This is a genomic window from Lampropedia aestuarii (genome assembly GCF_004803635.1).
Classification (GTDB): domain Bacteria; phylum Pseudomonadota; class Gammaproteobacteria; order Burkholderiales; family Burkholderiaceae_C; genus Lampropedia; species Lampropedia aestuarii.
Window position 1 is genome coordinate 232,142 of the sequence record NZ_SSWX01000003.1, and the last position, 13,916, is coordinate 246,057.

10 protein-coding genes are annotated in these 13,916 nt (G+C 58.3%); 6 read left to right on the plus strand and 4 right to left on the minus strand.

Features of this window, described 5'->3' with window-relative positions:
* From aroB to E8K88_RS03760, 3 genes are all read left to right on the plus strand, one after another.
* Positions 1–1,134 (plus strand): 3-dehydroquinate synthase, encoded by a 1,134-nt coding sequence (gene aroB, locus E8K88_RS03750; RefSeq protein ID WP_136405305.1) that lies wholly within the window; start codon positions 1–3, stop codon positions 1,132–1,134.
* A gap of 1 nt (position 1,135) precedes the next feature.
* Positions 1,136–2,329, plus strand: a complete 1,194-nt coding sequence (locus tag E8K88_RS03755; protein WP_136405306.1) for a deoxyguanosinetriphosphate triphosphohydrolase — start codon at positions 1,136–1,138, stop codon at positions 2,327–2,329.
* 389 nt (positions 2,330–2,718) lie between these two features.
* Positions 2,719–3,360, plus strand: a complete 642-nt coding sequence (locus E8K88_RS03760) for a DUF2239 family protein (protein WP_136405307.1) — start codon at positions 2,719–2,721, stop codon at positions 3,358–3,360.
* Between the two features lie 266 nt (positions 3,361–3,626).
* On the opposite strand, the gene tpx is transcribed toward E8K88_RS03760, so the two are convergent.
* The 4 genes from tpx to E8K88_RS03780 all read right to left on the minus strand — a co-directional run bounded on the left by tpx (position 3,627) and on the right by E8K88_RS03780 (position 7,689).
* On the minus strand, positions 3,627–4,127 hold the full coding sequence (gene tpx, locus E8K88_RS03765) for a thiol peroxidase (protein ID WP_136405308.1): 501 nt from the start codon (positions 4,125–4,127) through the stop codon (positions 3,627–3,629).
* 209 nt (positions 4,128–4,336) lie between these two features.
* Positions 4,337–5,794 (minus strand): ATP-binding protein, encoded by a 1,458-nt coding sequence (locus tag E8K88_RS03770; RefSeq protein ID WP_136405309.1) that lies wholly within the window; start codon positions 5,792–5,794, stop codon positions 4,337–4,339.
* A gap of 29 nt (positions 5,795–5,823) precedes the next feature.
* Positions 5,824–6,621 (minus strand): response regulator, encoded by a 798-nt coding sequence (locus E8K88_RS03775; protein ID WP_136405310.1) that lies wholly within the window; start codon positions 6,619–6,621, stop codon positions 5,824–5,826.
* Between the two features lie 414 nt (positions 6,622–7,035).
* Entirely contained in the window at positions 7,036–7,689 is a 654-nt protein-coding gene (locus tag E8K88_RS03780) for a TetR/AcrR family transcriptional regulator (protein ID WP_136405311.1), read from the minus strand.
* 396 nt (positions 7,690–8,085) lie between these two features.
* On the opposite strand from E8K88_RS03780, the gene E8K88_RS03785 reads away from it, so the two are divergent.
* The 3 genes from E8K88_RS03785 to E8K88_RS03795 all read left to right on the plus strand — a co-directional run bounded on the left by E8K88_RS03785 (position 8,086) and on the right by E8K88_RS03795 (position 13,886).
* Positions 8,086–8,295, plus strand: coding sequence for a hypothetical protein (locus tag E8K88_RS03785; RefSeq protein WP_136405312.1), 210 nt, complete (start codon positions 8,086–8,088; stop codon positions 8,293–8,295).
* A gap of 9 nt (positions 8,296–8,304) precedes the next feature.
* Complete coding sequence (locus E8K88_RS03790; RefSeq protein WP_136405313.1) at positions 8,305–11,454, plus strand: efflux RND transporter permease subunit; 3,150 nt, start codon at positions 8,305–8,307, stop codon at positions 11,452–11,454.
* Positions 11,455–11,813: 359 nt separating this feature from the next.
* Complete coding sequence (locus tag E8K88_RS03795; RefSeq protein ID WP_420813557.1) at positions 11,814–13,886, plus strand: 3-hydroxyacyl-CoA dehydrogenase NAD-binding domain-containing protein; 2,073 nt, start codon at positions 11,814–11,816, stop codon at positions 13,884–13,886.
* Positions 13,887–13,916: the final 30 nt, after the last annotated feature.

Below are 13,916 nucleotides of genomic sequence, written 5' to 3' on the forward strand. Positions count from 1 at the left end.
ATGACCATCGCCTCTCCTGAACAAGCCACTGATCTCCACGCTCTTGATGTCGTCAAGATTGACCTGGCCGAGCGCTCCTACCCGATTTTGATTGGCCAAGGCGAGAGCCTGTGGCAGCAAGCCCTGACCCTCTTGCCCAAAGGCACGAGTGCCGTGATTGTGACCAACGAGACCGTTGCGCCGCTGTATTCGCAAGCTCTGCGCCAACGTTTGCTGGCGCATTACCCCAGAGTGCTGGAAGTGGTGTTGCCCGATGGCGAACAGTACAAAAACTGGGAAACGCTGAACCAGGTTTTTGATGTACTGCTGGCCCATGCGGCCGACCGCAAAACCGTGTTGTTCGCCTTGGGTGGCGGGGTGATTGGGGATATGACCGGCTTTGCTGCTGCCTCCTATATGCGGGGCGTGCCGTTTGTGCAGGTGCCAACGACTTTGCTGGCGCAGGTCGATTCGTCGGTCGGTGGCAAAACAGCGATCAACCACCCGCTGGGCAAAAACATGATTGGCGCGTTCTACCAGCCCAAGCTGGTCGTTTGTGATCTGGATACGCTCAAAACCCTGCCGCCTGCTGAGTTGAGCGCAGGCTTGGGCGAGGTCATTAAATACGGCCCAATTTATGATATGGCGTTTTTTGATTGGCTGGAAGCCAACGTAGAGCGCTTGGTTGCCCAGGATGTGGATGCGTTGCGTTATGCAGTGCGCCGCAGTTGCGAGATCAAAGCCGCCGTTGTCAGTGCGGATGAGACAGAGAGTGGCCTGCGTGAAATTCTCAACTTTGGACACACTTTTGGCCATGCGATCGAGGCCGGCAAAGGCTATGGTGCATGGTTGCACGGCCACGCGGTTGCTGCCGGCATGGTGCTGGCCAGCTTGCTGTCAACCAAACTCGGCTATGTGCAGGACGCACAATTCCATCCACGCCTGGTCACTTTGCTGCAGCGTGCAGGCCTGCCGGTGCAAGCGCCGGTACTGGACACCCACAACAACGCGCAGCGCTACCTGGATTTGATGCGTGTGGACAAAAAATCCCAGGGTGGCGCGATCCGCTTTGTCGTGCTCAAGCCCGCAGGCAAGGCCGTCACCGAGAAGGTCGATGATGCGACGGTGGCCGAGCTACTCAACGCCCATCTCTGAGATGCGCAAGTCTGCTTTGGCGGTCTATGCCAGCGATGCCTCACACACCCGTGGCAGGCGCGTGTTTGAGCCACCAGCGCCGACGCGCAGTGAGTTTCAGCGCGACCGCGACCGCATCGTGCACTCCTCGGCGTTTCGGCGTTTGGTCTATAAAACCCAGGTGTTCCTCAACCACGAAGGGGACATGTTCCGCACCCGGCTGACGCACTCGCTGGAGGTCGCGCAAGTGGCCCGTTCCATCGCGCGGCCACTGGGCTTGGATGAAGACCTGGTCGAGGCCATTGCACTGGCCCATGATTTGGGTCACACGCCATTTGGCCATGCGGGGCAGGACGCTTTGCACGACTGCATGCGCCACTACGGCGGCTTTGAGCACAATATGCAAAGCCTGCGTGTGGTCGATGTGCTGGAGCAGCGCTATGCCGATTTCGATGGCTTGAACCTCACTTACGAAACCCGCGAAGGGATTCTCAAGCACTCCTCGGCAACCAATGCCCGCTTGATTGAAGCCCGTGAGCCCGGCGGCATTGCGCGGCGCTTTCTCGACCCCTCGCAACCCAGCCCGAGCTTGGAAGCCCAGCTGTGCAATTTGGCCGACTCGATTGCCTACAACGCCCACGACATTGATGATGGCGTGCGCTCGGGTTTGTTGACCGAGGCCCAGCTTGAAGAGGTGCCGCTGTTTTCTGTGTACCGCCGCGCCACACTGGCGCAACACCCGCACTTGCAAGCCGCGCCCAAGCGCTGGTTGTATGCGACCTTGCGTGAAATGCTCAGCGCGCAAATCTACGATGTGATTGAGACCACGCAAGCGCAGTTGCGTGCGCATGCACCGGACAGTGCCGACGCCGTGCGCCGTCTGCCGCTGCTGGTGCGCTTCAGTGACGCCATGCACCAGCAGGCCGTCGAGCTCAAACGTGCTTTGTTTGCCAATCTCTACCGCCACCCGGTGGTTGAAGACACCACGGGGCGTGCCAAGCAAGTCATTCAAGCGCTGTTTACGTATTACTTTGCAGCGCAGCAGGACATGCCCGCTGATTTTGCAGTGCGCGCTGCCCAGGCACAAAGTCAGGATGAACAGGCGCGAGTCGTTGCGGATTTCATTGCAGGCATGACCGACCGCTACGCCTTGCGCGCGCACCAGCGCTTGACAGGCGTGCACATCATGGACGGGGCTTTGACTGTTTACCAGTGAGTCACTGCCCAGCGCATGGTCGCTGTGCGATTGCCAAGCCCTGTTGCGCTGCCGCTCAACAGGGCTTTTTTCATGGGCCTATGCCTAGCAGGCTGATCACAAAGAGGTACGAGCGGCAACAGGGGCTTTCACTGCCTCTTTTTGTGCGTTGGGTGACTGCGTGGAGATGGTGAACAGGCGCTAAGCCTGGTGGTGTATATGGCTGTTCGGATATTTTACCCGGATTAAATTGACGAGTTAATTTTATCCGGGTATTATTTGTTTGTTCACGCGAATTCTTCTGCGAACCGCCGGTATGGGTTGCAGCGGTGTCATTGGCGCAGGCCAAGCAGGCAGACAACGCGTGGTATTGCAGATTGCACAAACCAACCATTTTTTGAAAGATAGCCATGATCACCACCAGTGATTCAACAGAAATATATCCGCCCACCTACACCAGCTTTGCGGGGTACCAGCGCATTGCAACAGGCAGCCTGCAAGCGAATGCGCTTGCAGTCAAACACGCCCGTGAGAGCCGCGATGCGGATGCGGTCCTGGTCTTTGATGATGCGACGGGGCGTACGCTCGATATCGACACGCGCGGCTCTGATGAGGCCGTGCTGGAGCGATTGCTCGCAGCGGGCATGGTGCAGGCCAAGACTCGCGTCCAAGCAAGCCCAGCAGAACAAACGGCACAGGATGCCGAACCCCGCGGGCGAGGGCGACCCAAATTAGGCGTGGTGCCCCGCGAGGTGACCTTGTTGCCTCGCCACTGGGAATGGCTGGCAATGCAGCCTGGTGGCGCTTCGGTGGCGTTGAGAAAATTGGTCGAAGAGGCGCGCCGCGCCGGCAGCGACAAGGATCGCCAACGCAAGGCGCAAGAGCGCAGCTACTACTTCATGCAAACCATTGCGGGTGATTTGCCAGGGTTTGAAGAGGCCAGTCGGGCGCTGTTTGCCAATGATCTTGATCGGCTACAGCAATGCATGGCGTCATGGCCGGCTGATGTGCGCTCGCATGCGCTGCTGCTGGCGCAGCACGAGGCGGCGTAGACATACGCCAACACCAGAGGTGGCCACCGCCGTTTGCACTGTAAAAGGGGGCTGTCAGCGAGCGAACCTGTCTGCTGCGTTGCCAGGCGGTGCCAGCCGCGGCAAGGCTTTGCGCGTTGGCTGGCGTGGACTGAGGTGGGGCCCATCAGGGCGCTGGGCCTTGCAGGGCAGAGCGGGTGTGCAATGTGCGCTATGCCGCTTGGCACTGCCTGCTTCACCGGTTGTTGTCGCCCCTGGCTTGTTGCAAAGCCAGGGTGCGCTTGCGCTTAAGCCAGGCTGGCTTTGGCAGCAGCGTAGTTCGGCTCCTGGGCGATTTCGCTGACCAATTCGCTGTGCAATACGGTGTTGTTTTCATCCAGCACGATGACTGCGCGAGCGGCCAGACCAGCCAGTGGGCCAGAACGCAAGGCGACGCCGTAGTCTTGCAGGAATTGCGCGCCGCGCATGGTCGACAGGCTGACCACATTGCTCAGGCCTTCAGCGCCGCAAAAGCGGTTTTGCGCGAATGGCAGGTCGGCCGAAATGCACAGTACTACGGTGTTGTTCAAGTCATTGGCTTCCTGGTTGAATGTGCGCACAGACGTGGCGCACGTAGGCGTGTCCACACTTGGGAAAATGTTCAGCACTTTGCGTTTGCCAGCAAATTGCTCCAGCGTGGTGTCGGCCAGGTCTTTGGCGACCAGCGAGAACGCAGGGGCTTTTTGGCCAACTTGTGGGAAATTGCCGGCGACTTCAACGGGGTTGCCTTTGAGGGTGACTTGTGACATGGGTGCTCCTTATGGGTTAATGGGTTGCTCATCATCTTGCTCGCCTGTGCGCACGGTTCTAAGAGCCTGTTCAAAGGCAGTTGTGCCAAGGCGATGTGCAAGCGCGCCATTGTCGCATTGGCCTCTGGCTTGCGCTGCCTGGCGTTGCAGTGTCGTGCAACGGTCAGGGCTATTGAGGCCGCTTGCGCTTGGGGGCCTTGGCTTCACCCCTATGCCTTGGGTGGGGGCTTGCGGCGGCGCGGCAGTTGCAAGCAGGCACTGACGCCGCCCGCATTGGGGCGGTTGCTCATGCGCAATCGGCCTTGGTGGCTGCGGGCGATTGCCTCCACTATGCTCAGTCCCAAACCGTAGCCTCCAGTGCTGTGGTTGCGCGAGGGCTCGCCCCGTATGAACGGCTGGGTTATGCAGTTGAGCAGCGCCTCAGGGATGCCAGGGCCCTGGTTGAGCACCGTCACACTGGCGTGCGTTGGCGTGCCTTCCAGCACCACTTCAACGTGGTGGCCATAGCGCAGCGCATTCTCCAGTAGATTGCCCAATGCGCGTTTAAGGCTGAGGCTATCGGCTTCAATCGGGGCGCCGGTGCTGCCGCTGATCGCAATGTCGTGGCCAAGCTCTTGCAGGTCCTGACACAGGCTGCTGACCAAGGAGTCCAGGTCAATTTTTTGCAGTGCAGTCGCATGTTGCTCAGCCTGGAGATAGCTCAGCGTGCTCTCCACCAAGGACTGCATATCATCCAGATCGGCGCGCAGCTTTTCAATGCTGCTGGCATGGTTGCTGGCATCCAGCAGGGCTAGTCGCAAGCGCATGCGTGCCATCGGTGTGCGCAGGTCATGTGAGACTGCGGCCAGAAAACGGTCGCGCTCTTCCAGCTGCATGACGATGCGTTTTTGCATCTGGTTGAACGCATGGGCGGCATGGCGCACTTCAGTCGGGCCTTGTTCGCTCAGGGGGGTGGCCATTGTCACATTGCGCTCCAGACCCTGAGCCGCTTTGGCCAGCCGCGATAAAGGCTCGGCCACCCACCTGACGGCCAGCACCACCAGAGCCACGACAATCAGAATGCGGATTGCATACACACGCCAAATCAAATCGCCTATGACTTGCAGTGGATTGCCTTCTTGCCAGCCTGGACGCACTTGCGAGGTGACATGCAGCCACGTGCCAGGCGCATATTCCAGCTGCATGGTGTAGACCACGGTCAAGGGGTTAAAGCCCGAGAGCGTGAACCAGTCGGCATTGCGTCCTCGACTGTCGAGTAAGGCCATATCCAGCAGCTGCACTTGCCTCGCATCCGGGATACGTTCATGGAAGACCCGCTCGAGCAATTTGGCAGTCGATTGTGCCCGTTGTGAGCGTCGCGGTGGCTCGGGCTCGGGCTGATGGCGGATTTCGGCATCCTGGCCAAGGTATGAGGCCAGCTCCATCGCTTCGTCATAAGGGTAGCCGCCGTCGAGCAGCTCCACAATATCTGCGATGCGCTGGCCCGCCAGGCGTGTTGGCGCTTCAAGCAACTGCGCATGGCGCACACCGAGCCAAATACTGCTGGTGAGAAATTGCGCGGCCAACATGCCGGCGACCAAGACCAGCACCATGCGTCCAAAAATCGAGTCGGGCCACAGCCACGAGAAGCGGTGCTGCAGGGCCGAAAAATTGGGATGGGTAGTCATGGCGCTTAGGTGCTACACGCGCGCTGGATTCAAGGCGTTGGCGGATGCAGCGGCAGGGGCGAAGGCGTGTGGCTGGTGGCACGTGGCAATTCGCCGTTGTACATATAGCCTTCGTGGCGAATGGTGCGAATCATGCGGGGCTGGCGGCTATCGGACTCTAAGTGGCCGCGCAGCCTGGATACGCAGACATCGACCGTGCGGTCATTGGGCGAGCGCTCTCGGCCAAAGGCGTGCTCCAGCAGCTCATCGCGGCTGATTGGGCGGTGTGGACGGCTGAGCAGCAATTGCAGGATCTGGTAGTCCGAGTTGGCCAGGCTGATGACCACGCCATCGGGTGAGTGCATTTGCCTGGCCCTGGTATTGAGCTGCCACCCCTCGAAGTAATAGGTCGCTGGCGTCTCATCGGCGTCCGTTGCTGCGCCGCTTGGCAACGCATGGAGCTGCTCTTGTGGGCTACGGCGCAGCACCGCCTTGATGCGCGCCAGCAACTCCACCGGCTCAAAAGGCTTGGCCAGGTAATCGTCCGCCCCCAGCTCCAGTCCCAGCACGCGATCAAGGGTGCTGCTGCGAGCCGTTAGCATGATGATGGGAATATGGGCGTAGCTGGCATGGCTGCGCAGCTCTTTGCACAGGTCCAGTCCATCGACGCCGGGCAGCATCAAGTCCATGACGATCAAATCGGTCGGACCCTGTAGCAAGGCCTCACGCATGGCTTGGCCGTTGTCTGCGACTCTGACATTGAATTGCGCGTTCTGTAAAAACGTCGCGATGAGTTGACGCATGTCGAAGTCATCTTCAACAACAAGAATATGGTGGCGCAAAGACATGGGTTGGAGTGCTGTGGTGTGAAAAGAAAAAAGATGCGGTTGAGAGCCCTTGCAATGCCCTGAAAAAATTGGATAAGTGGACCTGCCTTGGATGGTGCGCTGTTGGCGCGATGCCCACCTTGTCGCTCTTTCGTGCATGTTCACTGCAGTCGCGCAAGGCTTCAACGAGGCCGCACAAGGCGCTTGTTGCAGCCCATGGATGATCAGGCTCTTACATCCTGTTGGTACTTTTTTCCGTGCCTTTTTTGTCAGTAGGCATTATGACAAAGATCGTGCAATGACTGGCGGCTCAAGAGTTGCGCAGTCGTTTGCCGGTGTCTGTTGTGTTCGCCGGTGATGGGGCTGCGGTGCTGGCGTGTTCAGGCCGAACTCCTATTGGCTGTCTGTTCGCGTGTGGCTTGAGGAGGGTCTTTATCAGACAGCGCATGCAGTGCTGGTTTGGGCTGACCAGGCGCGCATGAACGTTCTGCACACCTCCTGATTCAAACGCTCCAGCTCTGGCGCGCTTGGCACTTTGTCTCCAAGCAGCACGCCGGGGTACATCGGGCCCATTACCGCACCAAGAAAGGCGTTGGCTGCGTGTTCGGGCTGCTCAATATGGATCGTGCCTCGTGCCTGCTCCTGCGCCAAGGCGCTTGTGAGCATGGCACTGGCATGGCCGGTGCGGCGTTGCTGCCAGTCGGGCAGGACCTCAGGCATTTGTACCAATGCAAGAATCAGCAGGCGCTGCAATTGGATCACGCGTGGATCGTAGAAGTGCAGCTGGATGGCACGGCCCATTTCCAGCAGGCGTTGATCCAGCGCCAAGTGGTGCTTGTAAGCATTTATAAATGGGGCCTCCAAGTCGCCTTGGATGCTTTCCAAGGCTTCTGCTAACAACAGCGTTTTACTGGTGAAGTGGTTATAGAGTGTTTGGCGCGTAGTCCCCGCTTTGCTGGCAATGGTGTCCAGGCTAATGTCCAAACCCTGTTCAATGAATAGCTCACGTGCACAGGCTACTAATTCTGCGCGCGCATGCATCGGACGGCCAGGGTGCTTATGGAATTTTTTTTGATAAACTCGACTCATAGTATTTTTACTTTACTGTAAAGTAAAAAAAATATCAATTAATCGTTAAATAAAAGCAGGCATACCTCAGACTTGAGGCATAGGGCTTGGGGTAAGGCGTTTTAGAGCGGCCTACACAAGCTCGTTGGTGTGATGAATAAAGAGGTTCATTGAACAGATCAGCATGACCACAATCAGCGCCAGGCAAGGCGTGAATCCACGCGATAACGGTAGCTATCGCGTGGATTTGCAATTGTGTATGGCGGCCATCTGTATCGTATGCAGCACCAATTCTTGCCACTGCGTCACCAATCTATCTACTTTCTGGCTGGACTTTGCCTATGGATCGCTTTGCGCCATGTAGCAACAATCCGTGGCCACTGTCTGTGTCAACTTATTAATCAGCAGTTATTAAAAATGTCAAATAATCAATTTGTATATGCGATGGCGTGGCGGCTCACACCCGATTGGTTGCGCTACGCGATGCAGGCGCCACATGGCTCCCATGTGTCGCCTTGGCCAGTGGCAAGCAACGGCGAATGGCCGCATACGTTGCTACGACAGAATCAAACGACCGTGCAAGGTCTGTGCGCAGGTGTGTTCATTCAACCCATTGCCCAGCGCTAAGGATTTGCCATGCTTGCTCGTTTTTTTGTCGCTCGCCCCATTTTTGCCTGGGTGTTGTCCATTTGCGTGATGGCCATAGGCGCTTTGTCGATCTTCACACTGCCGGTTGAACAGTATCCGGATATTGCCCCGCCAGGCGTCAATATCTCTGCGACTTATCCTGGTGCTTCAGCGAAAACGGTAGAAGACAGCGTGATACAGGTGCTGGAGCAGCAAATCAAAGGCATTGATGGTTTGCTGTATTTTTCTTCAACCAGCAGCTCCAACGGCCAGGCACGCATCAGCCTCAGTTTTGAACAGAGCACCAATCCGGATACCGCACAGGTCCAGGTCCAGAATGCGGTCAACCAGGCCATCAGTCGCTTGCCACAAGAAGTCCAGCAGCAGGGCCTGACGGTGACCAAGTCGCAAGGCGATAGCCTGATGGTGGTGGCTTTGTACGATGAGACTGCCACCATGTCAGGGACGGACATCGCAGATTACCTGGCCAGTAACATGCAAGACCCGATCAGCCGCATCGATGGGGTGGGCGAGATCACGGTTTATGGCTCGCAGTATGCGATGCGCATCTGGCTTGATCCTTTCAAGCTCAATAGCTTCGCGATGATGCCCAGCGATGTGCGCAGCGCCATCCTGGCGCAAAACATCCAGGTCACAGCCGGTGAATTGGGCGGGCTGCCGACCTTGGACGACCAGGTGCTCAATGCCACCGTGACTGTGCAGTCGCGCCTGCAGACAGTCGAGCAGTTTGAAAATATCATTTTGCGCAGTGATCCCAGTGGCGCCGTGGTGTTGCTGCGTGATGTGGCGCGAGTGGCGATGGGGGCGGAGAGCTACCAGACTTTTGCCCAGCTCAATGGCAAGCCTGCCATGGGTATGTCGATCCAGCTGGCATCCGGAGCGAATGCACTGGCGACAGCCGAGCGCGTCAAAGCCGAAATCGAACGCCTGCGCAGCGATATGCCCGCTGGCTTGAACGTGGCCTTTCCGCGCGACAGTACACCGTTTGTCGAAGCCTCTGTTCAAAGCGTGATAACCACCTTGGCAGAGGCAATTGTGCTGGTCGTTATCGTGATGTTTTTGTTCCTGCAAAGCTGGCGCGCCACGCTGATCCCAACGATTGCCGTGCCAGTGGTGTTGCTGGGCACTTTTGGAGTGTTGGCAGCGCTGGGTTACAGCATCAACACACTGACGCTGTTTGCGATGGTGCTGGCAATCGGCTTGCTGGTTGATGATGCCATTGTGGTGGTTGAAAACGTGGAGCGAGTCATGCACGAGCAAGGCGTGAGTCCCAAGGAGGCGACCTTGATCTCGATGCGCGAGATTTCCAGTGCCTTGGTGGGCATCGCTATGGTGCTCTCGGTGGTGTTCTTGCCGATGGCCTTTTTTGGTGGCTCGGTCGGCATGATTTACCGCCAGTTCTCGGTGACCCTGGTCTCGGCAATGGTGCTGTCCGTTCTGGTGGCGTTGACACTGACACCAGCGCTGTGTGCAACACTGTTGAAGCCGGCCAACCAAGAGCGCCCCAAAGGGCGTTTCTTTCGCTGGTTCAACCGCGGCGTTGAGCGCAGTCAGGCGCGCTATCAGCGTGGTTTGTCGGTCGTGCTTGGCAGGCCAGTGGTGTTCATGCTGATTTTTGCGGGTATTACAACGCTGCTGAGCTGGCAATACATGCGCATGAACACCGGCTTTCTTCCCACCGAAGACCAGGGCGCAGTGCTTGTGCAGTTCTCCACGCCCGTTGGCATCCCTTTGTCTGAGACCACGCGTGTTGGCAACGCCATTGCCGACTACTTCATGACGGAAGAAAAAGACAATCTGAATGTGGTTTTCATGATCATGGGCCGCAACAACGCTGGCAACGGTCAAAACGTTGGCATGGCGTTTGTGGATCTCAAACATTGGGATTTGCGCAAAGGCTCGGACAACACGGCCCAAAGCATCATCGCACGTGCGAATGCGCATTTTCGATCGATGCGTGAGGGCCGGGTGCAAGTGATCGCGCCTGCAACGGTGCGCGGGCTGGGGCAGTCCAGTGGCTTTGAGATGTGGCTGCAAGACAGCACCAACGCAGGACGGGAGGCATTGCTCAATGCCCAACGCGAGGTCCTGAGCAGCGCCAATGCCGATGCACGGCTTACGGCAGTGCGTTTGAACGGCTTGGAAGACAAGGCGCAGCTGCAAATTAACATTGACCAGCGCAAAGCCAGTGCATTGGGGTTGGAGCAAGCCGATATCAACAGCACAGTCTCCATTGCATGGGGAGGCTCTTATGTCAATGATTTCATTGACCGAGGCCGTGTCAAACGGGTGTATTTGCAAGCCGATGCCCCTTATCGCTCAGTGCCGCAAGATCTGGACAATTGGTATGTTCGGGGTGCGTCTGGATCGATGGCCCCTTTCTCTAGTTTTGCCTCCAGCGATTGGCAAATGGGGCCGCAAATGCTGCAGCGCTTCAATGGCTTGCCCGCACTTCAATTGCAAGGCTCGGCGGTGCAGGGCGTGAGCTCAGGCGTGGCAATGGATGTGATGCAGAACCTGGTCGACCAACAACCGGGTTTTAATTTGCTCTGGAGTGGCCTGTCCTACCAGGAGCAGTTGGCAGGCGGTCAGACGCTGTGGCTGTATTTGATCTCGATTGCCTTCATCTTCCTGTGTCTGGCTGCTTTGTATGAAAGCTGGTCGATTCCGTTTTCTGTGTTGCTGGTGATTCCGCTGGGCTTGATCGGGGCGGTCACTGCAGCGGGGCTTGCTGGTTTTGCGAATGACATCTTCTTTCAGGTTGCGATGCTGACCACGATTGGTCTGTCTGCCAGAAATGCGATCTTGATCGTTGAGTTTGCCGCTGCCAAGCAAGCGGCTGGAACGCCTCTGATGCAGGCCGTGATCGAAGGCGCCACCCTGCGCTTGCGCCCGATTGTGATGACTTCATTGGCCTTTGTGGCCGGGGTTTTTCCATTGGCGATCGCGACTGGGGCTGGGGCAGTCAGCCAGCGTGAGATCGGTGTGGCCGTGACTGGCGGCATGGTCTCTGGCACCTTGTTCTCTATATTTTTTGTGCCGCTGTTTTTCTTATTGGTGCGGCGCATCTTTTCTGGCGCGTCGGCGCAGCAAAAAAACCCGCAGTCTTCCGGTGGCCAGACTGCAGGCAGCGTCTAGCTGACTGGCGCATCTGCGCGCCCTTTCAAAGGCCGTGTAAAGCCCGCGTGCGAGCCGTGCTCGCACGCTTTTGACCGTGCCGCATTGCTGCAGGCTGTGACGGCAGCAAAAAGAGGTGGAAGTGCACGTGCAATGCGCCTCAGCACAGAAGTGCTGCTTATGCCTAACGCGATTCAACAGGCTCTGAGCAGGGTGGTGGTAGGTGTGTCAAGTTCCATTTGACAAATTGTCCAGTCGCAATGCGATTGTAAAGTTTCCTTGGCGGATTGAGAATAGACACCCACGTGTATGTATGGAGCCGAAAGATGTTGACCGAGAGTTCAGCGCCTGCAGTGGTCACTGCAGTGCAAGAGAATGTGATGGTGGTGCGTATTGACAATCCGCCAGTGAATGCCTTGAGTCAAGCCGTGCGCGCGGGGTTGTTGGCTGCGTTGGAGCAGGCCGAGCAAGACCCGGCCGTGACTGCCGTGCTGCTGGTAGGCCAAGGTAAGACGTTTATTGCCGGTGCTGACATCCGCGAGTTCGGCAAGCCGCCCCAGGCGCCTGCCTTGCCTGACGTGTGCAACCGCATTGAAGCCTCGCGCAAGATCGTCATCGCAGCGATTCATGGCGCGGCTTTGGGCGGTGGTTTGGAGGTTGCGATGGCCGCGCACTACCGCCTGGCCTTGCCAATGGCCAAGTTTGGCCTGCCAGAAGTCAACCTGGGCCTGCTGCCCGGCGCCGGCGGTACACAACGCGCACCGCGCTTGATGGGCGCTGCCGCTGCCGCGGACTTGATGCTCAGCGGCAAACATATCTCTGCCAAAGCCGCACAGGCCGCAGGTCTGGTTGACCAATTGGAGCAGGGTGAAGACCCGACTGCCGCAGGCCTGGCCTATGCCAAGGCCTTATTGGCCCAAGGCGCAGCAGTGCGCCGCACGCGTGACTTCACCGTCGCCAGCGATGCCACGCAAAAAGCCGCGGCACTGGCCGAGCTCGACGCCTTGGCCGCAGCGACTGCCAAGAAAACACGCGGCCTGTTCTCGCCAGCCAAGATCATTGAATGTGTGCGTGCTGCGATTGAGCTGCCATTCGACCAGGGCCTGGCGCTTGAGCGCAGCCTGTTCGTTGAATGCCTGAGCAGCCCGCAGCGCGAAGGCCTGGTCCATGCGTTTTTTGCCGAGCGCGAAACGACCAAAATTCCCGAGCTGCAAAGCGCCAAGCCGCGTGCCTTGAGCCGCATTGCCATCATCGGTGGTGGCACGATGGGCGCAGGCATTGCCGTGGCCGCTTTGGATGCGGGCCTGCCCGTGGTGATGGTTGAGCGCGATGAAGCCTCGATCCAGCGCGGTCAGGCCAATGTCGAAAAAGTCTACGACGGCCTGATCGCCAAAGGCCGCCTGACGCCAGAGGCCAAGGCGGCAACGATGGCGCGCTACACGCCCAGCACTTCGTACGAGGCGATTGCCGATGTCGACCTGGTGATCGAGGCCGTGTTCGAAGATCTGGAAGTCAAAAAAGCCGTTTTCGTTGAACTGGACCGTGTTTGCAAAGCAGGCGCAGTGCTGGCCACCAACACCTCCTACCTGGATATCGATGCGATTGCTGCGGCGACCAAACGCCCACAAGACGTGATCGGCCTGCACTTCTTCAGCCCAGCCAACATCATGAAGCTGCTGGAAATTGTGGTGCCCGCCAAGGTGTCGCCGGATGTGGTCGTCACCGCTTTTGAACTGGCCAAGCGCCTGAAGAAGGTCCCCGTGCGCGCAGGCGTTTGCGACGGCTTTATTGGCAACCGCATTTTGGCAGTCTACAAGCAAGTGGCCGACTTTTTGGTCGAAGACGGTGCCAGCCCTTACGAAGTCGACGAAGCCGTGCGCCAGTTTGGCTACCCGATGGGGCCGTTCCAGGTCACGGACTTGGCAGGCGGCGACATCGGCTGGGCCACGCGCAAGCGCCGCGCTGCCACGCGCGACCCCCAGGCGCGTTACGTAGAGATCGCCGACCGCATTTGCGAGCGCGGCTGGTTTGGCCAAAAAACCGGCCGAGGTTGGTACCTGTACCCCGAAGGTGCACGCGTAGGCCAGCCTGATCCTGAAGTGCTGGCCATTGTCGATGCCGAACGCCAGAAAAAAGGCATCAAGACACGCAGCTTCAGCGCCGACGAGATCATGCGCCGCTACATGGCCGCAATGGTCAATGAGGGCGCCAAGGTGGTTGCCGAAGGCATTGCACTGCGCCCGCTGGATGTGGACGTGACCTTCTTGTACGGCTACGGCTTCCCACGCTGGCGCGGTGGCCCAATGCAATGGGCTGATATGGTCGGCCTGGACAAGCTGCTGGCCGATATCGAAGAGTTTGCCAAGGAAGACGCGCTGTTCTGGCAGCCTGCACCACTGCTCAAGCAATTGGTTGCAGAAGGCAAGAACTTCAGCAGCCTCAACCGCGCCTGAGTCGCTGATTGAGCTGCGGTCTGCGCCAAA

Bases quoted from the DNA above. Each gene is read 5' to 3' on its own strand.
- aroB (WP_136405305.1), top strand. From the start codon at position 1: ATGACCATCGCCTCTCCTGAACAAGCCACTGATCTCCACGCTCTTGAT.
- E8K88_RS03755 (WP_136405306.1), top strand. From the start codon at position 1,136: ATGCGCAAGTCTGCTTTGGCGGTCTATGCCAGCGATGCCTCACACACC.
- E8K88_RS03760 (WP_136405307.1), top strand. From the start codon at position 2,719: ATGATCACCACCAGTGATTCAACAGAAATATATCCGCCCACCTACACC.
- tpx (WP_136405308.1), bottom strand. From the start codon at position 4,127: ATGTCACAAGTCACCCTCAAAGGCAACCCCGTTGAAGTCGCCGGCAAT.
- E8K88_RS03770 (WP_136405309.1), bottom strand. From the start codon at position 5,794: ATGACTACCCATCCCAATTTTTCGGCCCTGCAGCACCGCTTCTCGTGG.
- E8K88_RS03775 (WP_136405310.1), bottom strand. From the start codon at position 6,621: ATGTCTTTGCGCCACCATATTCTTGTTGTTGAAGATGACTTCGACATG.
- E8K88_RS03780 (WP_136405311.1), bottom strand. From the start codon at position 7,689: ATGAGTCGAGTTTATCAAAAAAAATTCCATAAGCACCCTGGCCGTCCG.
- E8K88_RS03785 (WP_136405312.1), top strand. From the start codon at position 8,086: ATGTCAAATAATCAATTTGTATATGCGATGGCGTGGCGGCTCACACCC.
- E8K88_RS03790 (WP_136405313.1), top strand. From the start codon at position 8,305: ATGCTTGCTCGTTTTTTTGTCGCTCGCCCCATTTTTGCCTGGGTGTTG.
- E8K88_RS03795 (WP_420813557.1), top strand. From the start codon at position 11,814: ATGGTGGTGCGTATTGACAATCCGCCAGTGAATGCCTTGAGTCAAGCC.